This window comes from Zobellia alginiliquefaciens, from assembly GCF_029323795.1.
GTDB lineage: Bacteria > Bacteroidota > Bacteroidia > Flavobacteriales > Flavobacteriaceae > Zobellia > Zobellia alginiliquefaciens.
In genome coordinates, this window is record NZ_CP119758.1 from 2077985 (window position 1) to 2103211 (window position 25227).

The 25227-nt window shown below is 39.8% G+C and carries 17 protein-coding genes; 6 read left to right on the forward strand and 11 right to left on the reverse strand.

Going from position 1 to position 25227, the window contains the following annotated elements; genetic code table 11:
- The first annotated feature begins 65 nt into the window (after window positions 1-65).
- Together P0077_RS08800 and P0077_RS08805 are read left to right on the forward strand one after the other, a co-directional pair.
- Window positions 66-1424 carry an OmpA family protein gene (locus tag P0077_RS08800; protein WP_276168756.1) on the forward strand — a complete coding sequence of 453 codons (1359 nt, stop codon included), beginning with the start codon at window positions 66-68 and terminating at the stop codon, window positions 1422-1424.
- A 62-nt stretch (window positions 1425-1486) separates the two neighbouring features.
- Window positions 1487-4240 (forward strand): PD-(D/E)XK nuclease family protein, encoded by a 2754-nt coding sequence (locus P0077_RS08805; RefSeq protein WP_276168757.1) that lies wholly within the window; start codon window positions 1487-1489, stop codon window positions 4238-4240.
- An 18-nt stretch (window positions 4241-4258) separates the two neighbouring features.
- Here the strand turns inward: P0077_RS08805 and P0077_RS08810 are convergent, their stop codons facing one another.
- On the reverse strand, window positions 4259-4969 hold the full coding sequence (locus tag P0077_RS08810) for an SDR family oxidoreductase (RefSeq protein WP_194525440.1): 711 nt from the start codon (window positions 4967-4969) through the stop codon (window positions 4259-4261).
- A 306-nt stretch (window positions 4970-5275) separates the two neighbouring features.
- Here P0077_RS08810 and uxaC point away from each other — a divergent pair, with 306 nt between their 5' ends.
- Genes uxaC through P0077_RS08830 form a run of 4 tightly spaced genes read left to right on the forward strand, consistent with a single transcriptional unit; the run spans window position 5276 to window position 9427 of the window.
- Window positions 5276-6673, forward strand: a complete 1398-nt coding sequence (uxaC, locus tag P0077_RS08815; RefSeq protein ID WP_276168758.1) for a glucuronate isomerase — start codon at window positions 5276-5278, stop codon at window positions 6671-6673.
- Between the two features lie 12 nt (window positions 6674-6685).
- Complete coding sequence (locus tag P0077_RS08820) at window positions 6686-7666, forward strand: TRAP transporter substrate-binding protein (protein WP_276168759.1); 981 nt, start codon at window positions 6686-6688, stop codon at window positions 7664-7666.
- 1 nt (window position 7667) lies between these two features.
- Window positions 7668-8126 (forward strand): TRAP transporter small permease, encoded by a 459-nt coding sequence (locus P0077_RS08825; RefSeq protein ID WP_194525443.1) that lies wholly within the window; start codon window positions 7668-7670, stop codon window positions 8124-8126.
- A gap of 5 nt (window positions 8127-8131) precedes the next feature.
- The gene (locus P0077_RS08830; RefSeq protein WP_194525444.1) at window positions 8132-9427 is read left to right on the forward strand and encodes a TRAP transporter large permease; all 1296 of its coding nucleotides are present in this window, start codon (window positions 8132-8134) and stop codon (window positions 9425-9427) included.
- A gap of 267 nt (window positions 9428-9694) precedes the next feature.
- On the opposite strand, the gene P0077_RS08835 is transcribed toward P0077_RS08830, so the two are convergent.
- The 10 genes from P0077_RS08835 to P0077_RS08880 all read right to left on the reverse strand — a co-directional run bounded on the left by P0077_RS08835 (window position 9695) and on the right by P0077_RS08880 (window position 25108).
- The gene (locus P0077_RS08835; protein WP_276168760.1) at window positions 9695-11068 is read right to left on the reverse strand and encodes a GH1 family beta-glucosidase; all 1374 of its coding nucleotides are present in this window, start codon (window positions 11066-11068) and stop codon (window positions 9695-9697) included.
- 6 nt (window positions 11069-11074) lie between these two features.
- Entirely contained in the window at window positions 11075-12082 is a 1008-nt protein-coding gene (locus P0077_RS08840) for a glycosyltransferase family protein (RefSeq protein WP_194529274.1), read from the reverse strand.
- A gap of 22 nt (window positions 12083-12104) precedes the next feature.
- Window positions 12105-12968, reverse strand: coding sequence for a UDP-2,3-diacylglucosamine diphosphatase (locus tag P0077_RS08845; RefSeq protein WP_276168761.1), 864 nt, complete (start codon window positions 12966-12968; stop codon window positions 12105-12107).
- Between the two features lie 401 nt (window positions 12969-13369).
- Window positions 13370-14449: a sulfatase-like hydrolase/transferase gene (locus P0077_RS08850; RefSeq protein WP_276168762.1), complete on the reverse strand. Its 1080-nt coding sequence runs from the start codon at window positions 14447-14449 to the stop codon at window positions 13370-13372.
- Window positions 14446-16041, reverse strand: a complete 1596-nt coding sequence (locus tag P0077_RS08855) for a fibronectin type III domain-containing protein (RefSeq protein ID WP_276168763.1) — start codon at window positions 16039-16041, stop codon at window positions 14446-14448. Before P0077_RS08855 ends, P0077_RS08850 begins: the two co-directional genes overlap by 4 nt.
- A 3-nt stretch (window positions 16042-16044) precedes the next feature.
- Window positions 16045-17418, reverse strand: coding sequence for a (R)-1-hydroxy-2-aminoethylphosphonate ammonia-lyase (pbfA, locus tag P0077_RS08860; RefSeq protein ID WP_276168764.1), 1374 nt, complete (start codon window positions 17416-17418; stop codon window positions 16045-16047).
- A complete protein-coding gene (locus tag P0077_RS08865) occupies window positions 17405-18679 on the reverse strand; it encodes a ComEC/Rec2 family competence protein (RefSeq protein WP_276168765.1) in 1275 nt (424 codons plus the stop codon). The genes pbfA and P0077_RS08865 overlap by 14 nt, the downstream gene beginning before the upstream one ends.
- Window positions 18680-20326: an alkaline phosphatase family protein gene (locus P0077_RS08870; RefSeq protein WP_276168766.1), complete on the reverse strand. Its 1647-nt coding sequence runs from the start codon at window positions 20324-20326 to the stop codon at window positions 18680-18682.
- An 87-nt stretch (window positions 20327-20413) separates the two neighbouring features.
- Window positions 20414-21859, reverse strand: a complete 1446-nt coding sequence (locus tag P0077_RS08875; RefSeq protein ID WP_276168768.1) for a SusD/RagB family nutrient-binding outer membrane lipoprotein — start codon at window positions 21857-21859, stop codon at window positions 20414-20416.
- 30 nt (window positions 21860-21889) lie between these two features.
- A complete protein-coding gene (locus P0077_RS08880) occupies window positions 21890-25108 on the reverse strand; it encodes a SusC/RagA family TonB-linked outer membrane protein (RefSeq protein WP_276168770.1) in 3219 nt (1072 codons plus the stop codon).
- Window positions 25109-25227 lie beyond the last annotated feature (119 nt).

The window sequence follows — 25227 nt, forward strand, 5'->3', positions numbered from 1 at the left end:
TTTGTTAATAATATTTAACAACTTACATTTGCAGCTAATAAACACTTAAACTTAAAATTTTGAACATGAAACATCTTAGCAAATTATTGGTTGTTGTTGTCCTTATTGTAGGCATCAATAACGTACAAGCGCAAGACGAGAATAATCCATGGCAAGTGCAATTCGGAGTTAATGCCATAGATGTGTACCCGACAAGCGATGACAATTTCCCGACTCAGACTAGTTCTTTCGGTAATGAGCTTTTCAACGCATCTGATCACTGGAATATTCTTCCTTCTATCTCTTATGTTGGTGTGTCTAGATCTGTAGGTGACGGTCTTTCTGTAGGCGTTAGAGGATCTTTGAACAAAATCAGCAAATTAGGAGATATAGGTGTAGACGATCTTTCGCATTACGCTTTAGATGGTACTATTAAATATAACTTCCTTGACCAAAAAGTAGTTGATCCTTTCGTAGAAGTAGGTGGTGGTTACACTTGGGTTGATGAAATTGGAGCTGGTACTGTTAATGGTGGTGTTGGTGTAAACTTTTGGTTTACTGAAAACATCGGTCTTACTGTACAGACTACTTACAAGCACGCTTTTGAAGATTACGGTCGTAAGCACTGGCAACATTTAGCAGGTATCTCTGTTAAGTTTGGTGGTACTGATACTGACGGTGACGGTGTATATGACAAAGATGATGCTTGTCCAGAAGTTGCTGGTCTAGAGGCTTTCAACGGATGTCCTGATGCTGACGGTGACGGAATCGAAGACAGCAAAGATGCTTGTCCTAACGAAGCTGGTTCTAAAGAAATGAACGGTTGTCCTGATGCTGACGGTGACGGTGTTGCTGATAAAGATGATAAATGTCCTAACGAAGCTGGATTGGCTAACCTAGCAGGTTGTCCTGATGCTGACGGTGACGGTGTTGCTGATGGTGACGATGAATGTCCTAACGAAGCAGGTCCTGCTGAGAACAAAGGATGCCCATGGCCTGATACTGACGGTGACGGTGTATTGGACAAAGATGATAAATGTCCAGATGTTGCAGGTACTGTAGCTAACGCTGGTTGTCCTGAAGTAACTGAAGAAGTTCAGAAGCAATTGAATGACTACGCTAGAACTATCTTGTTCGATACAGGTAAGTCTTCTATCAAAGCTGAGTCTACTTCTGTAATGGTTGACATCATCACTATCCTAAAAGAATACCCAACTGCTAAATTTACAGTAGAAGGTCACACAGATAGCGTTGGTAGCCAGAAATTGAACCAAAGCCTTTCTGAGTCAAGAGCACTTTCTGTAAAAGAGTTCTTAGTAGATAAAGGTATTGAAGAATTCAGATTGTCTGCTATCGGTTACGGTGAAGACAAGCCAATCGCATCTAACAACACAAGAAGCGGTAGAAAAGAAAACAGAAGAGTTGAGATTAACTTAGTAAAGTAATTCTCTCCACTAAATAAGTTTAAAAGCCCTGACATTTGTCAGGGCTTTTTTTATTTTTGACTATGCAGAGTTTTCTAGAAGAAGTAGTCAAAGAAGTTTGGGAAAAACATAGTTCCCATGAGCATATTGTTTTTGTGCTTCCCAGTAAGCGGGCAGGAACTTTCCTGAAAAATGCTATAGCAAAATCTGCTGACAATACTTTTTTTGCTCCTGAGATATATAGTATAGAAACTTTCATTGAACAGGTTTCAGGTCTATCGTACGCGAGTAATACGCAGCAACTCTTTGTTCTCTACAATACTTATCTAAAAGAGACTTCTCAAGAGAAAGATAGCTTTTATAGCTTTTCCAACTGGGCGCAAACCCTTTTACAAGATTTTAATGAGATAGATAGGTATTTGGTAGATGCCAAAAAGCTATTTTCTAATCTTGCGGCTATTCAGGAACTGACCCATTGGTCCCTTCAAAAGGAGAAGACCAAAATGATGGAAGATTACCTGCGCTTTTGGAATAACCTAGAATCGTTATATACTAATTTTAATTCCGCGTTGCTGAATATGGGCCTAGGACATCAAGGGCTAGTCTATAGAACGGCATATACGCAGCTAGAGTCTTATTTGCAGATTAATCCGGATAAACTCTTTGTTTTTATCGGTTTTAATGCGCTCAATACGGCCGAAACGAAAATAATTCAACATATTCTAGAGAATGCTAATTCGGATATATATTGGGATATAGATGCATATTTCTTAGAAGATAAAATTCATGATGCAGGTTTTTTTCTAAGGCAACATCTTAAATCTTGGTCCTATTTAAAGGAGAATGCGCTTAAAGGGGTAAGCTCTCATTATTTAGGAGATAAGAAAATAAACGTAGTAGGGGTGCCCAAAAACGTGTCCCAAGCAAAGTATACGGCCGTTTTATTAGAGCGTATTCATGGAGAGAAGGCTTCCGATTTAAAACGTACAGCCGTTGTTTTGGGAGATGAGTCTTTACTGAATCCTATTTTAAATTCTATTCCTGAGTGTATAGAAAGAGTTAACGTAACCATGGGATATCCTTTAAATAAAATTCCCTTGGCCAGTTTGTTCGACCAGTTCTTGAATTTGTATATCAACAGAAATGAACAGGGTTGGTTTCATCAAAATATACTATCCTTTTTAGCACACCCTTATATTCATATTCTGTTAGGGCAGGCCAATAATGAAGATACAGAGACTATTGATGAGGTCATAAAAAATAAGAATTGGGTATATATTACTGCAGAACAGATCAAAGAGGTTGAGAGGGGAGATGCGGTAGCTTCTTCACTTTTATTTCATAAGGAAACACCATCGCCTAAGCGAATTTTACAACATTGTCTAAATATAATTACTGCCTTGAGGGGCAAACTAGATGATGCTAAAGATGCCTTATCATTTGAATACCTTTATAGGTATTTTAATTTATTCAATCAGCTATCGGATTTAGTCGAGAAATATGATTTTATTACAGACCTTAAATCCTTATTAGGCCTTTATCGTGAGTTGCTATCTTCGGAAACCTTGGATTTTCAAGGGGAACCTTTAGAAGGTTTACAGGTGATGGGGATGCTAGAAAGTCGTAATCTGGACTTTGAAACGGTTATTATTACTTCCGTAAATGAAGGAATCCTACCATCTGGAAAATCGAACAATTCTTTTATTCCGTTCGATTTAAAAGTGCAATTGGGGCTCCCTACTTTTAAGGAAAAAGATGCGGTCTATACGTATCATTTCTATAGGTTGTTGCAACGGGCAAAAAATATTTATATTCTTTACAATACCGAACCAGATGTGCTGGAAGGGGGTGAGCGTAGTAGGCTTATAAACCAGTTGCTAACGGATGAGAATAGGAATTCTAGTATTACAGAAAGTGTAGCATCGCCATCTATAGATCCAAAAAGATATTCTTTAGAGTCCATAGAAAAAGATGATAGTTTATTAGAACTCATCAAAGCCCATGCGTTAAGGGGTTTTTCACCAACATCCCTCAGTAATTACGTGCGTAACCCTATTGATTTTTACAAAAGAAACTTGTTGGGTATTGATGATGTTCTAGAAGTAGAAGAAACCATAGCGGCTAATACGTTTGGAACCATAGTTCATGATACTTTAGAAGAACTTTATACGCCTTTTATAGGGCAGGTTTTAACGGAAGAGAAACTTGTAAAGTCCAAATCTCTGGTTGCCGGATTAGTGCAAAAGCATTTTGCAAAAACATATTTGGATGGCGATATTTCTAGGGGAAAAAACCTTATAGCCTTTAATGTTGTGCTTCGTTATATTGAAAATTTCATCAACTTAGAAATAGCCGATGTCAAGAAACACCAAATAAGAATAATTGGTCTAGAAACGAACTTAAAAGTGTCCTTAAATGTCCCGTCTGTTGATTTTCCTGTTAATTTAAAAGGAAAGCTAGATAGAATAGATGAAGTAGATGGTACGTTGCGAATAATAGATTACAAAACAGGAAGTGTTGAGCGGAACCAATTAGAGATTGTAGATGGTGTATCCATTACCTCGGATTACAAATTCAGCAAAGCTTTCCAGCTCCTTTGCTATGCTACTATGTATGCTTCCGAGCATCCGGAAGATACTATGGAAGCGGGTATCATATCTTTTAAAAAATTAAGTTCTGGAGTGTTAAAATTCGCTACAAAGGACAAAGCGGGCAATGGAGCCAAAAAAGAAACAAAAATAGGGAAAGAAACCCTTTCCCTATTCTATACTGAGCTCAGTGCCCTCATTTCCGAAATATGTGATTTAAACACGCCTTTTGAAGAAAAGGAAGTGTAATACAATTCGTGTTTAAGCTTATTTTTTATCCGGTCTTGTGGGGCGCACCTCAATTTTGCTGGGCAAGGTACGCGGATTCATTTTTAATAAATCCAAAACAAGTTCGCCAATATCTTCGGGCTGAATTTTCCAAGCATCTTTTTCGTCCGGCTCATTACCGGCAAAATGCGTGGCAACAGAACCAGGCATAATGGTTGATACTTTTATATCATACTTGCGTAAATCTAGCATGGCCGCCTGTGTAAAACCTACTACACCAAATTTAGTGGCATTATATCCCGCTCCGGAAGCAAAAAAGTTAGTGCCCGCCAAACTAGCTAGGGTTATGTAGTACCCCTTAGACTTCTTAAGTGCTTCTACAGACGCTTTTAGAGTATGAAACACACCATTTAAGTTAGTATCTATCATCTTGTGCCAAGCATCATCTTCTAGCTCGTCTACAGGAGCAAAATAGCCCACTCCTGCATTCGCTAAAACCACATCCAATTGCCCCCATTTATCCAAAATCTTTTGAACAGCTGCTTTTTCATCACCATGTTTTGAAACATCCGATGCCAAGGCAAGAACGCGATCCTCCGAACCTAGTTGTTTGGCGGCTTCTTCAACGGTAGAGAGTGTTCTTCCGCTTACGGCTACTCTAGCCCCTGCTTCCAATAATGTAACGGCTACACCATACCCTATACCTTTTGAGCCTCCTGTTATATAAACTACCTTATTTTTTAAATCCATAATGTCCATTTTTTTATAAAAATAAATGTCTTTAAAGCGGAAAGAAAGTTGAGAGCGTTATTCTTTTCTTAAATAAGAAAGTGGTCCGTTTTAAAATGTGGATAAAATCATGCTGATGATACTATTTATGCAATTTTAACAGGCTAAATTGTTAATATTTGCATTGATGCTAATGCCTGAGTGTTGATTCTGTATTTTTTCTTGTCTATGCCAGAATAGAAACCTATTTTAGAGGTTTAAGGTCATCCAACAAAATTAGGGAAAGTTGTCCTTTCAAATAAATGACCAATTCAAAAACGATACAAAGTGACTAAATTTTTAGACGACAATTTCTTACTGGAAAGTAAGCAGGCACAATCGCTCTATCACGACTATGCCGTTAAAATGCCCATAATTGATTATCACAACCACCTGCCACCAAAAGACTTAGCGGAGAATAAGGTTTTTGGCAATATCACCAATGCTTGGATAGATGGTGATCATTACAAATGGAGGGCAATGAGAACTCTCGGGGTCAATGAAAAGTACCTTACCGGTAATGCTTCCGATAGGGAGAAATTTTCTAAATGGGCCGAAACGGTGCCTCACACCATGCGAAACCCATTGTATCATTGGACGCATTTGGAGCTGTCTAGATACTTTGGTATTACGGATACACTTAGTAGTAAAAATGCGTCTTCAGTTTATGATGCTACTACGGAAATGCTACAATCCCAAGAGTTTACTTCTAGAGGGCTTATTCGTAAAATGAATGTAGATGTACTCTGCACAACAGAAGACCCAACAGATACTTTAGAATACCATCAGCAGCTGGCCAAAAGCGACTTTAAAACTAAAGTTAGTACGGCTTTTAGACCGGATAAAGCTATTCTAATTGGTAGTGAGACCTATAATGATTATATAAACAGTCTTGAAAAAGTGTCGGATACGGAAATTACTACGTATGATAGACTTTGCGATGCTTTACGGAAACGTATTGAGTATTTTAATTCTAATGGTTGTTTCGTGTGCGACCACGGATTGTCTCATCTTTACGCTGAGGACTTTACGGAGACAGAAGTAAAATCAATTTTTAAGAAAAGAAGGGAGGGAGAGCAGGTTAGTGCAAAGGAAGCTGCAAAGTTTCAGAGTGCTATTTTGTTGTATCTATCAGAAACTTATCATGAGTTTGGTTGGGTTCAGCAATTTCATTTGGGAGCCCTTAGAAATAACAATACAAGAATGCTATCGGAATTAGGCCCTGATACGGGTTGGGATTCCATAGGCGATTATACGCAAGCGGAAAGTTTATCGAAATTTCTTGATACACTGGATAGCAAGGATAAACTTACCAAAACAATACTTTATAATTTAAACCCTCGTGACAATGCCTTAATGGCAACTATGGCGGGTAATTTTAATGACGGTAGTGTAAAGGGAAAAGTACAATGGGGTTCCGGTTGGTGGTTCTTAGATCAAAAAGATGGTATGATCGATCAGATCAATACGCTTTCCAATATGGGATTGATAAGTTGTTTTGTGGGAATGCTCACAGATTCAAGAAGTTTTCTGTCCTTCCCGAGACACGAGTATTTCCGTCGTATTTTATGTAATCTTTTCGGTAACGAGATGGCTAAAGGAGAATTGCCTAATGATATGGAATGGATAGGTAAAATGCTCCAAAATATCTGCTACAATAACGCTAAAGAGTATTTTGACCTCTAATTTGATTATCATATGAAATTGAATCTAAAATTTATTTTTTTCGCCATGGGGATACTTTTGTTATCCGGCTGTGGTGAGTTGGGCGGTAATCGAACTATTCGTTTGGCTCATGGGCTCGATGTAAACCACTCGGTTCATAAGGCCATGGTGAAAATGGGGGAAGACCTAAAGGAACTTTCCGGAGGCAAAATGCTATTGGAAATCTATCCGAACCAACAATTGGGTACAGAAAGACAATGTCTAGAACTGCTCCAGATAGGAAGTCTAGATATGACAAAAGTATCCGTTGGGACACTGGAAAATTTTGCCCCAAAAATGAAGGTTTTGGGGTTGCCTTTTCTTTTTAGGGACAGACAACATTCTTTTGATGTTTTGGATGGTCCTATAGGTCAAGAACTCTTGAACGATGGTGAACAATATTGGCTTAAAGGCTTAGGGTATTATGATGCGGGAAGCCGAAGTTTTTACACCAAAGACCGCCCAATAAATAACCCGGATGATTTGGCAGGGCTAAAAATCCGGGTTATGGAAAGTGTAACCGCCATGGATATGGTTAAGGATTTAGGCGGTTCTCCAACACCAATTTCTTGGGGGGAACTGTATACTGCCTTACAGCAAGGTGTGGTTGATGGTGCTGAGAACAACCCGCCTAGCTTCTATCTTTCCAGACATTACGAGGTTTGTAAATTCTATACGCTAGATGAGCACACGGTTTTGCCGGATGTATTATTGGCCGGAACCCATTTATGGGAAAGTTTATCCCAAGAAGAACAGAGTTGGTTAAAGAAAGCTGTAGATGGCTCCATAGGTTACCAGCGTAAATTATGGGCAGAATCCGAAGATGAAGCTCTGGCCGAAGTTGAAAAGGCAGGAGTGGAAATTATTAGACCGGATAAAACCCTCTTTTCTGATAAAATAAAAGACTCGTTTGATAAGTATAAGGAAGACGAGGTCATCTACAAATTGATTCAAGAAATACAAGCAACTAAATAATATGGAATTAAGGAAAAACATTGATAAGGTCCTGGCCTATTTTCTCGTTACAATAATGGGGATTATGGTCTTAAACGTACTATGGCAGGTGTTCAGTAGGTTTTTATTGGGCTCACCAAGTTCTTTTACAGATGAGTTGGCAAGATATCTTATGATTTGGATCGGTATTCTGGGTGCGGCATACGTCTCCGGAAAAAACCTTCATGTAGCCATAGATGTATTACCCAAAAGATTTAGTGAACGCACTCAAAAAAAGTTACAATTGGTAGTGCATTGGTTGGTGATTTTGTTCAGCCTTGGAGCTTTGGTCATAGGTGGTTCTCGTCTAGTTTATATTACCCATGTGCTAGACCAGCATTCACCTGCTTTGCAAGTGCCATTATCCGTGGTGTACCTTGTAATTCCAATAAGCGGCATCCTTATCATCTATTATAAAATATCTGACCTTCTTAACGATTAAATATTATGGAGTATTTACCAATTTTAGTCTTGGTGCTGAGTTTTGTTGTTCTATTGGGCATAGGAACTCCCGTGGCATGGAGTATTGCCATATCATCTGTTCTTACCATGTTGGTAAGCATTCCCGTGTTACCGGCATTCACAACTGTTTCGCAACGAATAGGAACCGGACTTGATAGTTTCGCGCTGTTAGCTATTCCCTTATTCATACTCTCGGGAGAATTAATGAACAAAGGTGGTATTGCACACCGGTTGATAGCCTTTGCGAAGACCATGGTGGGGGCACTACCTGGTGGTTTGGCGTTGATCAATATTGTTTCGGCTATGCTTATGGGGGCTATTGCAGGTTCGTCTATGGCAGCAGCATCCGCTATGGGCAGTATTTTGGGGCCTGAAATGGAAAGGGAAGGGTATTCCCGTGAATTTGGTGCAGCGGTGAATATAACGGCTGCTACAACGGGTCTGGTTATACCGCCCAGTAATGTACTTATTGTGTATTCTTTGGCAAGTGGTGGTGCTTCTATTGCCGCATTGTTCTTGGCAGGATATATTCCTGGGATACTCACAGGTCTTTTTCTAATGATCGTAGCTTCTTTTTGGGCAAAGAAAAAAGGTTACAAAGTGGGAAAACGTAGTTCTTTAAAAGAGATTTTTAAAACGTTTGTAGATGCATTGCCTAGTTTGTTTATGCTAGTTGTGGTTATTGGAGGTATTGTAGTAGGCGTATTTACCGCTACAGAAGCTTCCGCCATTGCCGTACTGTATAGCTTGCTATTGGGTTTTTTCTATAAGGAAATATCATTTGATAGGCTGCCTAAAATCCTGTTGGACTCTACTTCTACTACTGCAATTGTAATGTTGTTAATAGGTGCCTCCATGAGTATGTCATGGGCATTGTCCTATGAGAACATACCTCAAGAAATTAGTTCAGGACTTTTAGGTATTAGCGATAATAAGATTGTAATTCTACTAATCATTAACTTGTTATTGTTGTTCGTTGGTATTTTTATGGATATGACTCCAGCGGTTTTGATATTTACGCCGATATTTTTACCTGTGGTAACTAAATTGGGATTAGATCCAGTGCATTTTGGAATCATCATGGTACTGAACCTTTGTATTGGTCTTTGTACGCCTCCTGTGGGCTCGGTGCTCTTTGTTGGGGTGGGTATAGCCAATACCACCATAGAAAAAGTGATAAAACCACTATTTCCACTTTTTATAGCTATGATAATAGCACTGTTCCTAGTAACGTATATTCCTCAGCTTAGTTTATGGTTACCCAGCTTGTTTGATTTGTAGGAAGTAATTTGATTTTCAGAAGCTAACACTTATAGATGATAAGGGATTACATCTATAATTGTTAGTTTTTTGTTGAATTTAAATGGATAAGAGTGAGATTATAACTCCTTAACACAAGCGTAATGAACCCCTAAACTTATGGTTACTAAAGGTGCTCTAATAAGGAGCATCTTTGCAGCGCATTATCCGGCATACGTTCTTATTTGAATTAGCTTGAATAGAATTCAACCGATGGGGACATCGGTTTTTTTTGTTTCCGTACGTTTCTTAGCTCTTTTTCCTTCCCAAGAAAGTACTGTACCATTTTCCCGAAGCTTTAATGGTACGTTTCAACGTATCAAAATCGATATGTACCAAACCGAATCTAGGGTAATATCCCTCTGCCCACTCAAAATTATCTGTAAATGTCCACACAAAGTAACCTGAAATTTTTAGGTCTTCCAAACTCGCTTTATGCACCTGTTTTAAGTAGCTTTTTAAATAGTTAGTACGTTCTATATCATTCACTTCTCCCGCTTCTATGGTATCTTCAAAAGCGGCTCCATTTTCGGTAATCAATATTTTTTTCACGCCTTTGTAGGTGTTGAATTTTTTCAGCATTTCATAAATACTGGGAGGGTGAACTTCCCAATCCATAAGCGTAGTTTGTACATTGCGTTCCGGTGCTTTTACAATCTTTGCTCTTAAATAGGGCACGGTATAGCTATGCCTAACCACCTCTCGGGTATAGTTTTGAATACCGATAAAATCAAACTCAAAAATGCTGTTTTGGGCATCTTCCGGTTGTTCGTATTTTTTAATCTTTTTAAGAACGGCTATACTCTCGTCAGGGTAACCTAGACCCAAGCTGGGTTCAAGGAAAAGTCGGTTTAAAAGAGCATCTGCTTTATCCGCTGCTTTCATATCTCTTTTACTATCCGATTGAGGTGTAATTTGCGAACAAGAGAAAGTTGTCCCAATTATGGCATCGGAGACCATTTTACGAAGCAATCTTCCTCCTAAAGCTTGGCATAGAACTGCATGGTGTATAGCAGGCAGAAAATTTTTGAGCCCTTTCTTGCCGGGGGCATGTACGCCTAAAAAATATCCTGCGCCTGTGAAAACCATAGGTTCGTTAAGGACCATCCAATGCTTCACGCGGTCACCAAAGTTTTTGGCACAGATTTTCACGTAATCTTCAAACCAATCTAATATTTTCCTATTGGTCCAACCTCCTAAATCCTCTAGATTTTGGGGTAGGTCCCAGTGGTAAAGGGTTACCCATGGGGTAATGCCGCACTTAAGGCAAAAATTAATAACATCATTATAGAACTCTATGCCTTTTTGATTTACCCTACCCGTTCCGTCAGGTAGAATTCTAGACCATGATAATGAAAACCGATAATGTTTAATATTCATCGACTTCATTAAAAGAATATCGTCCCTGTATCTATTGTAGAAATCACAGGCTATTTGCCCATGTTGGTCCTCAAAAATGTTCCCTTTTTTGGATACAAAATCATCCCAAATAGACGTACCCTTTCCGTGAATATTGTGGGCGCCTTCAATCTGGTAGGCTGCGGTAGATACACCCCAAATAAAATCTTGTCCAAAATCATCAGGTTGCAAGTCAAAATTTGATTGCTCACTCGTATGCGTCATTTAAAATTATTTGCCTTTATATAAGGATAGCGATTTTTCTAAAACGGACTTGATTATCTCATCGGTAATGTCAGGGTAGTGCACGTCTAACTTGGTGTCCGTATCTATCCAAGTTTTAATTTTGTCAAGATGTTTCATTTTTAGGGATTTTATTACGGGCACCCCCATTTCTTTTAAAGCTGCTGCATTACACTGTTGCTCATATTGGCCTTTCATAGGTATGACCAGAAGTTTCTTTTGCATGTGGAGTGCTTCCGCAGGCGTTTCAAACCCTGCGCCGCAAAGTACACCTTTGCTGCTCGCCATACTGCTTACAAAGGCCTCATTAGTGATGGGGCTAATGGTTATGTTGTTCGAGAAAATTTCTTTTTGGTTGTGCTTAGAGAAAACTTGCCACTTTACATCTTTAATTTGCGAGAGCATTTTTAACAATTTCTCATCACTGTAAGAAGGAAGATAAACCGTGTAATGTTCCCCTAGTGTTCTCGTTGTAGACCTTATATCTTGCCGGATAATGGGTTTGAACATATTTTCTCCATAGGTTTTAAAGTGAAAACCATATTGGGTTGTAGACGGCGCGTATTTCTCCAATATTAGCTTTCCTAGAGGGTCTTTTTTCTTGGGTTTGGGTGAGTTGGGAGATATAACCGCAGCCTGATGACTAAGTGCTACACAGGGCAATTTTTTTGACTTGCAAGCCCATGCGGAGATAGGTTCAAAGTCATTAATTACCAAATCGTATTTTTCAATGGGGATACTCTTTATTTCTTTTTTTATTCTGGCAGAATTGGTTTTTTCGTACGTGCGCCACATATCAACACCACCCTTTTTTCCAAAAATAAAACTCCATCCGCTCAGTTGGTAGGTAATGGGGTAGGGTAATTTAATATCGGCTTGCGTACCACTGACCAGAATATCCAGATCAATATTGTTTTTCTGTAGGGAGGGAATAATATCTCGAGCTCTACTTAAATGCCCATTTCCCGTACCTTGTATTGCGTAGAGAACTTTCATCTACTGTTTCTTTTTGGGTGGGTCATTTACTTACTTTTGAGGCGACCATGTCATTGAACTCCGCCATTAAGCTTTGAAAAAGCTCTTTTTTCTCTAGCATTTCAACATGGTCGTTACTGTCCGAATTGTAGGCCTGAATGTACATGTCATCTTCGTAACTATAGAGTTTCCATTCTCCTTTTACATATTCCAATGACGTAAGGTTCTCTATCCAATCTCCCGAGTTTAGATACATTACGGAACCGTTCTCGTTTTCTATTGATTTAATCTCTGGTTGATGAATATGACCACAGATCACATAATCAAATTCATTTTCAATAGCGATATCCGCAGCGGTCTGTTCAAAGTTGTTTATGAACTTTACGGCAGATTTTACACTGTTCTTTATTTTCTTTGACATGGAAACCGGTCCTCTTCCAAGTTTTTTGTAGCAAAAGTTTACCGCACTGTTTATAAGAATAAGGGTGTCATAACCAATAGCCCCTAGTTTGGCCAACCATTTTGAATGTTGCATGGTAACATCAAAAACATCACCATGAAAAATCCAAGCTTTCTTGCCATGAACGGTGAGAACCAATTTATTGACAATGCTGAAAGACCCCAATTTAAAACCGGAAAACTTCCGCATCATTTCATCATGGTTACCTGTAATATAATGAACCTTTACACCCTTTGTAATCCACTCCATTAGCAGCTTTACCACCTTCATGTGGGATTTGGGCCAGTAACGTTTATTAAACTGCCATATATCAACAATATCCCCGTTAAGAACAACTTGTTTTGGGTTAATGGATTTTAGATACTTGATCAGCTCCTTGGCGTGGCATCCGTATGTTCCAAGGTGTATGTCTGATATGACGACAATGTCAACAGGTCTTTTTTTCATTGTATGGAGGGGCGACTATGCTTTCTGATTTTCTTGAATTTTAGGGGCGAAAAATAGCTTCTAAGCCGAGAGATTAGAAGGTCTGCCACAAGGGTCGATAGGTATAAAAGAACTATTTTCATAGGTAGAAAATAAGTTTGGGTAAAGGTGGTTTTTTTAGTTTACCCGGCCGTAAACATTAGATTAACAATTTGTTAGTTAATCTTTATTTTTTTAATAAGAAAAAAACTGAAAGTGCTAGCTCTAAAAAGAAAAAACCGATGCACGAGACTTGCATCGGTTTTACTAAACTAACTCAAACTAGATTAACTCAAATAATCACACTGCAAAATTCGTCTAAACTCGCTGTTGTTGGGTTAACTTAATATCAAGCTATCTTTATGAAAAATAGTACCTGAATCTTAGTTTAGGGAAAGAGGTCTGGCCGGCCTATTTTTCGATGGATTTTTCAGGTCTAATACTTTTAGGAGTGTTGGAGCTATTTGGTTGCTATACAATTGCTCTGAAATTGAAATCTCTCCACCTTTAGAGACCCCTTTACCAAATAGGATGATCCAAACATGACCGGCACCTTTTATGTTTTCCCCATGGCTTTTCCAAGTTTCTAAGGGTTGGGTTCCGCGTCCGTGATCCGTGGTAATTATGAAAAGCGTTTTGTCTTTGTAAAAGGGGTCTTGTTGGGTGAAATCGTAGAGGTTTTTAATAAGGCCATCTGTGTTATGAGTAGATTTCAAATACGCTTCATAATCTCCATCGTGAGCAAAATCATCAGTTTCCCCATAAGCGATGTATACCAACTCTGGATGATTTTTCCTCATATGCTCTACGGCGTAATAGTGGGTAAAGGCATCCAATCGAACCGTACTCCAAGGACTAGGCACTTTAGGTTGCAGCTCGTTCAGGAATTTTTCACGTTCACTTAGGTCTTTGCCTTCTGCAATTTCAAAACCTCCATTTACGGGTACGCCCGACCGCTCTTCGTTTACGATATAAGGAAAAACATCCCAACTGCCGAAGGCGGCTACTTTGTTCTGATAGCGTTCATCCCTGTTTGCTATTTCTAGCACGGTTGTGTTTGGGTTAGGTATTTTGTCATTGCTGCCAATGCGTGCGTCATCGGCCTTACCGGTCAAAATTTCATTATAGCCTGGGTAGGAAAACCACATTTTATTGGTTAGGTCTACCTTGCTGCCCAATTCTCGGTTACCGTGAATTGTTCCCATCTTGGAAACAGAATTCCATACAAAAGGCATCAAGGCTTCCCTTCTGGCTTTTGCCGTGGATTTCCAAAAGCTGCTTTTCAATGCTGTGGTATCATGGACGTATTTTTTGTTGGCGACTAAAAGGGAGTCAGCTCCTGAAAAAAGTTCTTGCCACCGCAATCCATCCAAGGTAATCAGTACAACCTTAGTGTCGTTCTCCTGCGCATTGGTTTTTATAAATAAGAGAAGTCCTAGAATACAGAATATCAATTTTTTCATGGGTTGTTGGTTTTAAAAGTTAGCGGGTTGGACCAATCACTCCAATTTAGGTGCTGGTCGCGGTAGCGAACGCGCCAATAATAGGTGGTGTTAGGTTTTAATCTTTTGGAAGGCTCGTCCGTTAAGTCGTCTCCTTCTTGTCTGTTTTCAAGATAGTACCAATTTTCCGATTGCTTCCAGCTATCGATAACTAAGTCCGAAAAATCGGAATTAGTAGAAATTTGCCAGTTAGAAGCGGCGTGGTAAGCATCGTTAAAAGAACTGTTGAAGTTTTCCGCTTTGAGCATTGTTCCGGTAAATGGGATGTTTTCTCCCTTTGGGGAAATGGCTTTTGGAACTTCGGGCTTGTGACTGTTGGCGTAGATGGTAATCTCATCTGTTTTTTCGTTTGAGCGAAATTTATTTTCATTACCTCGACTTATTCTTTTTAAAGTGAATTTAGGGTTGTCCTGGTTGGCATCTACTTCTACCATTACAAAACCATATTCATCTTGCGTAACCGTAAATTCATCATAATCACGACCTTCAAACTCACCCCAATTATCAATAGCACCTCCTGCAGAAGCCACATTTACCCAAAGGTGTTTGTGGTCCTTGGACTGACCACGGGAATAGCCATGGGTGTGCCCAAAAAAGTGAAGACTGGGTTTTCCTGTTTTTGTGCTGAAATCTTCAAGGAGTTTCACTACTTTTCCCGAAGATGCCTCTTCTCCAGGTATCCATAATTCTGATTTATGGGGATGGTGCAATTGAGCAAAAACAAAGTCGATGTCTTCATTTTTTGCCGCTTCTGCCAAGACTTCTTCCAACCAAGTGTATTGTGCATCAATATCTCTATATCCGTTATTACTGTTTAGGCCAATGATACGGGTATTACCGTAATCTTTGTACCACCAATGTTCCGCGTAAGCGGGCGTACCGTTTTCAGGAAGACTGAAATATTTGAAGTAGTAAGATGAGTTTTTTTCATGGTTTCCAAGCACCGGATAAACGGGAACCTCGGCGAACAGGTTTTGGGCCGGGTCAAAAAAATCATTTTTCCATTGTTTATATTTGGTGCCATTTTCTACTAGGTCTCCAGGAACCATTACCAAGGCTAAATTCTCAGGAAGCGCTTCACCGTATTCGGTTTTGAGGTAAGGAATGATACCTTCGTTTACAATCTCAGAAAATTTATCCGGATTATGGTGGTCTTTTTGCATATCGCTTATAGCGAGCATATTAAACGATTGATTGTCATTGCCAAAAGGAGGTGTCTTAAACTGAAAAATGTCCGAGACAACCATTCCGGTTCGTACGCGATAAAAATAAGTTGTAAACCGTTTTAGACCATCAATTTGGACTTCGTGAATGCGAGATTCAGAAAAGTTGATGTCATGCGCAGAACCCTCCGATTTTTTACCCAATTTTTGTGTCGTACCCCATTCTACAATACTTTCCTCTCCGCTGGAAGTCTGCCAAACTATTTTAATGGAGTTGGGCATGGCATCCTGTAAATACGGGTTTACGACAAGTTCTGGTTTCTCTTTTTGGGCGAAAGCCCAAGAACATAATAGAAGATTGAGAACAAGTAATAGATGTTTGTTTTTCATTTTTCAGTAAGATTGATGGTTTAAAGTAGAAAGTGCGTTATCTAGTATTGTGAGGGCATTTTTAAGCTCTTCAGAAGAAATTGTGAGTGCTGGAGCCAGTTGTAAAACATTCCCTGACGAAACTTTAAAACTGAGTCCGTTCTTAAGGCATTCGTACATGACTTTTTCGGCTTCGTTTATGGCTTTCTTTTTAGTTTTTTGGTCTGTCACCAGTTCAACACCCCACAAAAGTCCCAATCCACGAATATCACCAATGATAGAATGCTTTTGTTTTAGGCGATTCATTTCTTGCTGCATCATACCCTCCAGATTTTTAATCGTACCGGAGTGGAGTTCTTCTTCAATAATTTCTAGGGTAGTTAAGGCTGCAACAGCACCAAGCGGACTCTTTTCATGGGTGTAATGACCCAATGAAATATCGCTGAATTTGTTGTAGGCATCCCGAGCGACAATCGCTGCCTGCGGAAAAATTCCACCACCGAGCCCTTTCCCTAAACACAGAATATCAGGTTCAATATCATAATTTTCAAAAGCGAACATTTTTCCCGTTCGGCCCATCGCTATGGGAATTTCATCTAAGATTAATAGTACCCCATATTGATCACAGAGGCGTCTGGCTTCTTTCCAAAAAGCTTTTGAGGGAATTTGAACATCTGTGTTTCGAACGGTTTCCGCTAAAAAAGCACCAATATCGCCTTCTTTGGCGAATACATATTCCAGATATTCCAGACATTTAGATTCATTATTTTCATAAATACCTCTGTACGTCACCGGCGGTGGAATGCGTTCTACACCCGGCATTAAAGGGCCCATGTGTTCTCTAAAAACCGATTCTCCGCCCACACTTATAGCGTCCAAGGAAGCCCCGTGAAAAGAATCCCAAAAGGAGACCACTTTAAACTTTCCGGTAACCGCACGGGCCAGTTTTAGAGCAATACCAATTGCGGCACTACCGTTGGGTGTCATTAGCGTACGGTTCAGGTCAGAAGGTAAAAGAGAGGCTAGTTTTTCTGCAAAATCGATAGCGTTTTCATTGGTGTATCTTCTGGTGGAAAAAGTCAGCGATTGCAATTGCTCGGTTAGGCGTTGTACCAATTTTGGATGCGAAAAGCCCAATTGGTGCACATTATTCCCATGAAAATCGAGATACTTTTTCCCGGATAGGTTTTCGATATAAGGACCGTCACAGTTTTTTAGAACATCTAAACATGGTGACGATAAAGATTGATGAAAGAAATACCGAGCGTCTTTTTCCAGTAGCTCCTTTGTGGTTTCATCAACTTCATTGAATAACCATTCTTGTCTTGCTGGCGTGTAGTTGATGTCGCCCTCGGTTCTTTTATTCTGTTTTATTTCCCGTTTTTCATTTTGACTCATAAGGACCGTGTTCTGATAGTACTTCACGCTTTTCGGAAGTATCGTTCAAGATAAATATTTTATAGGATGCGCCTCCTTTTTCAACCCGTAGAACAATATGTCCGTTATGGCTTTTATACTGGTCGAGTCTGCCGCCAATCACATCTTTGTTGGCTTGTAAAAGAACAGTACTGAAAATGTCTCGTTCACCCGGATAAAGTTCTTTTGAAGTTATACGTCTTAAGACCTCTTCGCCCGGGTGGTCGCTAGACCAGTTTTGCTGAATCCAGACGCGTGGACGTAGGGTGCGCACGTAAAATGTGTTTTGTGAATCGCGGTTGCCATGATGATTTAAAGTTGCGACATCTACCGCACCAACAATAGGCGCTATGTTGGATTCTACCGAGTGAATATTGATGCCTCCAAAAGCATTAATCCCGCTGATATCACCTCCGGTGAAATAATCAAAATTACCATAGCTAATTTTAAGGCAAGTGCTCAATGGATTCTCTCCAGGATATTCACCTTCTTTAAAAATGGAAAATGTACGGTTCTTTTCTCCGGTCCAAATCTCACCGTTCACTGCTATATTTCGAATATTGAAATCAGGAAAATCTTTTTGTTTTGTTTTAAGGGCTATTTGATTCAGCTGACCAGCTTCAAAGACTTCATATTGTAGCCCATTAGTTTTTGCTTGGAAATTGATAAAGTTCCAATAGTTTTTAAGCGTAGCTATCGTTCCATAAGCATCGTTCTTATCTATTTTTGATTGAATTTCTACGTTTTTTAGGTCAACAGGATAAGAATCGCCGCGATCAAGTATGGTCTTTATCGGTAGGTGGTGGCCTACTTCTGTAATTCCTGTTAAGTAGTAATTTCCGTTTTCAGCCTTTTTTCTATTCACATCCATTTCACCAAAATGGTCGTCATGATAATGGGTGAGAAGCGCATAATCTAACTGCGGAGTTTTGTTTTTGGGTGTAAATTGATCAATGTAATCTACAATCCATTCAGGCGCCGATTTAGAATTGTTGGGCATCAATTTGGCATTTCTAGCGGAAAGGGTTCGTTCATGCGTTTCGGACATGTCACCAGCGTCTACTAAAAGCGTTGTTCCGTCCGGAAGTATAAAATAGGCAGCATCGCCTCTTCCTGTGTTGATGTGGTGTATGTCTAGCATACCTTCTTGCCAAGGGGGCAGTTCGGAAAAAAATTGCTGGGCACAAACTGTAGTGCCCAGCAAAAAAGAGAGTAAAACGAAACTAAAATTGAAAAAATTCATTTAATCGGTCATCAATAACGGTTGAGATAATATCTGTTTGGCAGCATCGCCTTCTTCTACAAAAACGTCTAACCAGCCATCGCCACCACCATTGAACCATAGTACTTTTATAAGGTGTATGCCAGGTTGTAAAGTGATGGTGCCATCTTTGGTCTTTACACCATGATCACCATCATTGTCTACTACGAGTTCGTCATCAATAAAGAGTTTGCTACCGTCATCCGAACGAAGATAGAACCTGTAATTTTTTTCTTTTTCTATCTCTATTCTAGCAGTGAACCTTACCGCTGTGTTGCTCTTGATCTTGTCATTTATTTCATCTGAGGTAATTTCAGAAGTAGTGCCTTTCAAATCTGGTTTTTTAGTGCTTAAGGCTGGAATAAAAGTGAGATTATCCATATAAAAAATCTCGTAGTTTACTGGTTTTTTCGCTTTTTTAGGTTGTATCCTGAAATAACCTTCGGCAACAGGGCTACTAATTTTATTATCTGTAAATAAGGCACTTTTAACTACGGTGTTATTCGTTAAGCGGAAAGGTTTATCGTAAATGGCCGAAGCTTTGGTAGGCAATGAACCATCCAAGGTATACCTAATGGTTCCCTCTTCGTTCATATTTTTGATTTCAACGGAAGTAGATTCTGTGAAAAGTCCGCCAGCTTTTTTATACCCATCAGATTCAGGGAAAATAATGGGTTCTTTTAGCTGTTCTAGAACGGTGTATTGGTCCTCTATTTCATAACCTTCAAAAGCAGATGCAACAGGTTTGCCGATCCAAGCATGTGGCGTCTTAATTCCCAATGCAAAGGCTACCGTAGCTGCGTTATCATACTGGTAGACAGGGTGGGTAATTTTATGGTTTTTCTTGACTCCCTTTCCCCAAACGATAAAGGGAATTTCAATTTCTTGAAGAGACTCGCCGCCATGCCCTTTGCCCAAACCACCATGATCGGCACTTACGACAACCAGGGTTTTGTCCTCAATACCGGCTGTTTTAATTGCATCCATAACTTCTTTAAGAAGTTTATCCGATTTTTCAACGGATTCGTAATAATGTGGGGTGCCATGGCCATATTCATGACCAGCATGGTCTACGTGGTCAAAATGAATAAAAGTGAATTTTGCCTTTTTTGCTCGAATGTATTCGCTGGCAATTTGGGCCGTTTCCTCCTCGGTTTCAGGGCTCACGTCATAATCAACTGCACTTTTTTCGAACAATCTTCCAAAACCGCCCCAATGATAAATGGCGCCAATCTCTGCATCGGGAAATTTACTGTCAACTAGCTTGAATATAGTCGGAAATAAAAAGTCTTCACTCTGGGCAACCGCCGGCAAAACAAAGTTGTCACGTTGCCATGAATTTGATGTAATGCCATGCTGTTCGGTACCTGCACCCATGATCATAGAGGCCCAGTTACTACTGGAACTTGTGGGCAGTACAGCCCTAGCGTGCATGGTTGAAGCACCTTCAGCGATAATCTTATCGAAGGTTGGGGTTTCGGCATTTTGAAGTCCGTCTGGGCTAAGTCCGTCAAAACCTATGACTACTACGTGTTCGATGCCAAGGTTGGCTACATCTTGAGCATGAACACTTTTTAACCCTATTCCCCAGAATAGTATAGCTGGGATAAGTAATTTAAGTAGTTTCATTTTTTGTTTAGAGGTTTATGTTTTAAAAATACAATTGTCTCGATTAAGTATCGAGACAATTGTTATCCTACATTAGAAAAGGTCGTCTTAATACCTAGTTCCAGTTTCCCACCAACCCTTAGCGTTGATGTTGTCACCACCAATTGCTTCTACTGCAGCTTTATAGTTTGTTTCGTTCAATGTTTGCTCAGAAGAAGGGTATAGGAATCTTACTGGGTAAAGACCCTGGTTCTCGTTGTCTGGACCAGCTTCAAGCGCAGGTAAACCTGTTCTTCTGTAATTGAACCATCCTTGGTAATCGACATTCCAAAGAGCAAGTGTTTTTTGGGTCATCAACAGTTCGATGCTTCCATCGTATGCCACGGAAGGCTGAGCCAAATAGGCGTCAATAACCGTATCGTCGGTTACACCCCAATACTTCATACTTTGGCGAATACCTTCATTGTAAAAAGTTTCGGCATCACCGGGAATAAATCCTCTTTCTGCCGCTTCGGCCAATATAAAGTTTACCTCAGAGCTTTTAATAATATAAGCCTCAGCCTCAGTTCTGGAAAAGTAGAACAATTCAACATCTAAACGGCTAGGGCTATTAGCATCGTCATACGCTCTAGCGTTATCTTGATTTAAGCCAATAGGTATGCCCACATATTCTCCATCACTGTTACGATCAAACCAAATATCCAATCTAGGGTCGTTAAAACGGGTAAGGTATTCCAGTCCGGTGGTACATAAACTTTTCTCGTCAAAACCACCGATTCGACCTGTACTTTCGGGCCAAGAATCAGTATTTGAAGTTCCGCTGAAAGTTAGGACGGCATTGTCATCGTTGGTCATGATATAATTACCGGCACTAACAATAGCTTGCATTTCGGCGGAAACATCTCTTTGTTTTGAGATTCGCAACAAGTAGCGTAAGCGAAGTGAATTTGCGAGTTTTCTCCATTTTGAGGCATCGCCATCAAAAATAACGTCTCCTGTTGAGCCTGTAATGGCTTCACCCAAGGCCAATGCAGCATCGGCATCCACTAAATCTTGAAGAACACCGTTGTAAACCGTTTCTTGATCATCGTATTTTGGAGTAAAAACCGCATCTGTTTTTCCGGTAATGGCTTCCGTGAAAGGAACGTTTGCATACAAATCGGTTAAGTTGGCGTAACAAAGTGCTCTTAAGGTTAAGGCTATACCTTCATACGTACTATTCTTGGTTTCCTCAGCTCTAGAGATTTCTAAAATGTCCGTTACTTCGGGCAAAATCTGATAGAAAAAATTCCATAGACCTTGATCTCCCCATTCAAATTGGCCAAAACCAGGGAAGTTGTTCTTCGCCATTAACTGTGTAAGGGTATTTCCGTCTGAATACCCTTCGGAAGTTAAAGTGCGGACAATATCGGAAGTTGCCGTAGCGGTAAGTAAATCGGCACTTACCATTTCTGGAGCATTGGGGTTTGAGTTTGTTTCTTCAAAATCTGCTGTACAGCCCGTTAAGCTTAAGCCCGTAAGAAGAATTATGGTGAATATTTTTGATGTTTTCATCTTGAATAATATTGTATTGATTAATTCTATTTAGAACTCTATGTTTATATTGATACCATAGCTTCTTGTGCTTGGTAATGCCATATCTTCTACACCTGGAACCACCGTTCCGCCCGAGAAAGAAATGGTTTCCGGGTCTACATGAGGATTCTCTGTCCACAAGGCTAGGTTACGGCCAACAAGAGAAATACTAGCCGAAGCAATTGGTGTTTGGGCGAACATCTTTTTAGGGAAGTTGTAACCAAATTTCACTTCTCTCAGCTTAACATAGCTGGCATCGTACATGGTAGTTTCTTCGTTGCTCCGGTTATATACCGTAGAATAGTACCCTGATGCAGGAACATTGATGGTGTTTTCTTCATATACAGGATTTTCTTCGGTTCCGGTATTGATAACACCTTCTGCCACAATTCCTGTTTCACGACCTTCAGTAGTAAAATCCAAAAGACCTGTGGTGCCACCAATGGATACTGTTCTAGAGTGGTAAACACCACCTTGCCGCCAATCAAAAAGAACGCCTAGATTTAGGTTTTTGTAACGGAAACTGTTTTGAAGCCCAACCATGAAGTCAGGGTTGTAATTGCCCAAGTTTCTAAGTTCACTATCTCTTGAAGGTAGACCAGTATCTTGGTTAATAATCCATTGTCCGTAATATGGACTGCTGGTATCGGTTACTTCTACGAAACCTGTGCCGTATAAGTCTCCCATTCTTTCACCTACTTCGGCACCTACGATAAGATAATTTTCTTTTATCTGATAAAAGTCGAGTCCCTCTGCAAGCTCTAAGATTTCACCTCTATTCGTGGTGAAGTTGATGTTGGTGTTCCAAGTGAAATTCTCAGATTTTACGGGTGTTGCGTTTAAAGTGATTTCAAGACCTTCATTTCTAACCTTACCAGCGTTGATCACTGTTTGATTGTAACCCGAAGTATTAGAAACAGGTAGTGAAATTATCTGGTTTTTTGTTTCCGACCTATATAATGCCACATCTAAGCCCAAGCGATTGCTGAAGAATCTTAAATCGGTCCCAACTTCAAAAGAGTTGGTTCTTTCTGGCTTTAAATCCGGTAATTTCAGTTCTGAAGGAGAATTTACTCGTGAAAAGCCATTAAAGGTTGTTCCAAATCCATAAGTGGATAATAAGTTGTAAGGATCGGTGTCGTTACCTACACTTGCCCAACCAGCTCTTAATTTTGCAAAAGTTATAGTTTCAGGAAAGGTGAACATATCCGATAGGATAAGGCTCAACCCGGCTGAGGGATAAAAATAACTACTGTTCTCTAGAGGAAGTGTAGAAGACCAGTCGTTTCTGCCGGTTACATCTAAAAATAGATAGTCTTTAAACCCAAAATTAGCAAAGGCGTACAAACTGTTAATTTCCTTTTTGTCATCATAATCGCTAGAAGTTAAGGGTTCCGCAGTGTTTCCGAAGTTATAGATACCGGGTATGGATAGTGAGTTGGCACTTATTCTCTGATATCTATTCTTTACTATACGACTGTTACCACCAACTGAAAGTCCTAGGTCAACATCTTCATTAAGTGAAGTGTTGTAGCCAAGTAGAAAGTCTGTGTTCTGCTCAAAGGCATAGATGTTATCTTCTCTATACTGGCCTTTTGGAAACCGCTGTGTAGAATAAGCTCTTTTGCGCATGTTCAGTTCATTGGCATAATCAAAACCTGTTCTGAACATAAAATCAAGACCCTTTGCCAATTTAATATCTGCGCGCATATTGGTAATCAGACGGTCTTTATCAAGACTATTTGTGTTTTCGTATACGTTAAAGAAAGGGTTGTCATGGTAGTTGTAATTGTAATTGTACTGTTGTACGCCTTCCAGACCCGGTTGCCAGTAGTCACGAAGCGAGTTCATATCTACATGCTGTCCGAACCAAATCCATAAATACATGATATTTTCTGTACCGTAAGAGTTTACAGGGCGGTTGCCAGAATTACTGTTTATATAATTCATAGAACCCGAAACCTTAAGCCAATCTGTAAGTTGGTATGAACCATTGAGGGCATACGAACGTCTGTTGTAGTCGGTATTGGGTACTATGCCCTCGCTTTGCAAATCAGTAAAAGAGAGCCTGAAATTACCTTTATCGTTTCCTCCTGTTAGAGCGATATTGTTACTAATGGTGTGACCTGTTTCAAAAAAACTTTTGATGTTACCCGGTCTTGATAGAAAAGGAGTAGCGATAATTTCATCGGCAAAAGTACCGTCTGCATTTCTTGGGCGAACATGAACGTCTCCAGCACGCAAACCGCTAGTTGTAGGGCTGTCGTGTTGTGCGATTAATTGACCGTTTAAAGCAGGACCCCAACTTTCATCAACATGATCGTTTACGCCTCCCGTTATGGAGCGGTTTTGACCACCATCGGCAAAAGCAAACTGACCGTTTGAGCCTTGACCGTATTCGTATTGATATTCAGGAAATGTTAGAATAGACTCAAAAGTAGTGTTGTTCGTATATGAAACGCCTATACCTTTATTGTTTTTCCCTGATTTTGTAGTAATCAATATAACTCCGTTCGCTCCTCTTGAGCCGTAAAGGGCTGTTGCGCTCGGGCCTTTCAAAACGTTCATGGTCTCAACGTCGTCAGGGTTAATGTCTTGCGCGCCGTTGCCGTAATCTACTTCCATATTACCTTCGCTAGAACGGCTGCTTACACTATTGTTGATAGGAATTCCATCAACTACAAAAAGTGGTGAATTGGCATTTGGACTTGGGTTTAACGAACTTTCACCACGGATTATAATTTGAGAGGATGACCCTACTCCCGAATTGCCACCGGTTATTTGAACCCCCGCGAGTTTACCTGCCAAAGAGTTGACCACATTAGTTTCCTTTGCTTCTGAAATTTCGTCTCCGGAGACCTCTTGTACCGCGTAGGCCAATTTTTTAGCTTCTCTTTTTATGCCCAAAGCAGTCACCACAACTTCATTTAATTGTTCTGAATTGGGTTGTAAAACGATTGTTGCCGATGTTTTTCCAGAAGTATCTAATTCAGAGGGGATATAACCTAGGTAGGATACTACTAAAGTTTCATTTCCTTGAGGTAGTTCTATACTGAAATTACCGTCAAAATCCGTGGCTACACCAGTTGCACTTCCTTTAATAACTAAGGATGCTCCCGGTAATGGTACTTGGTTCTCGTCTAGCACCGTTCCCGTAAAAGTAGTCTGTGCACGGGCGGCCAAACTGACCATTAATGCGAATAAGGTTAAAAGAAGTGTTCTTTTCATTTTTTTCGTATTTGTAAACTTTGGTTAATTATTAGGCAACAAATATCTAATGAATAAGTTAAGCGAAATGTCATTAAATATTAAGTTATTGCAAGGTTTAAAAGAGTTTTATTATGAAA

Excerpts from the sequence above, each read along its gene's own strand:
- P0077_RS08840 (WP_194529274.1), bottom strand. The coding sequence starts at position 12,082 with ATGAAAGTTCTCTACGCAATACAAGGTACGGGAAATGGGCATTTAAGT.
- P0077_RS08825 (WP_194525443.1), top strand. The coding sequence starts at position 7,668 with ATGGAATTAAGGAAAAACATTGATAAGGTCCTGGCCTATTTTCTCGTT.
- P0077_RS08865 (WP_276168765.1), bottom strand. The coding sequence starts at position 18,679 with ATGAATTTTTTCAATTTTAGTTTCGTTTTACTCTCTTTTTTGCTGGGC.
- P0077_RS08855 (WP_276168763.1), bottom strand. The coding sequence starts at position 16,041 with ATGAAAAACAAACATCTATTACTTGTTCTCAATCTTCTATTATGTTCT.
- pbfA (WP_276168764.1), bottom strand. The coding sequence starts at position 17,418 with ATGAGTCAAAATGAAAAACGGGAAATAAAACAGAATAAAAGAACCGAG.
- P0077_RS08850 (WP_276168762.1), bottom strand. The coding sequence starts at position 14,449 with ATGAAAAAATTGATATTCTGTATTCTAGGACTTCTCTTATTTATAAAA.
- P0077_RS08800 (WP_276168756.1), top strand. The coding sequence starts at position 66 with ATGAAACATCTTAGCAAATTATTGGTTGTTGTTGTCCTTATTGTAGGC.
- P0077_RS08820 (WP_276168759.1), top strand. The coding sequence starts at position 6,686 with ATGAAATTGAATCTAAAATTTATTTTTTTCGCCATGGGGATACTTTTG.
- P0077_RS08875 (WP_276168768.1), bottom strand. The coding sequence starts at position 21,859 with ATGAAAACATCAAAAATATTCACCATAATTCTTCTTACGGGCTTAAGC.
- P0077_RS08835 (WP_276168760.1), bottom strand. The coding sequence starts at position 11,068 with ATGACGCATACGAGTGAGCAATCAAATTTTGACTTGCAACCTGATGAT.
- P0077_RS08870 (WP_276168766.1), bottom strand. The coding sequence starts at position 20,326 with ATGAAACTACTTAAATTACTTATCCCAGCTATACTATTCTGGGGAATA.
- P0077_RS08845 (WP_276168761.1), bottom strand. The coding sequence starts at position 12,968 with ATGAAAAAAAGACCTGTTGACATTGTCGTCATATCAGACATACACCTT.
- P0077_RS08830 (WP_194525444.1), top strand. The coding sequence starts at position 8,132 with ATGGAGTATTTACCAATTTTAGTCTTGGTGCTGAGTTTTGTTGTTCTA.
- P0077_RS08805 (WP_276168757.1), top strand. The coding sequence starts at position 1,487 with ATGCAGAGTTTTCTAGAAGAAGTAGTCAAAGAAGTTTGGGAAAAACAT.
- P0077_RS08880 (WP_276168770.1), bottom strand. The coding sequence starts at position 25,108 with ATGAAAAGAACACTTCTTTTAACCTTATTCGCATTAATGGTCAGTTTG.
- P0077_RS08810 (WP_194525440.1), bottom strand. The coding sequence starts at position 4,969 with ATGGATTTAAAAAATAAGGTAGTTTATATAACAGGAGGCTCAAAAGGT.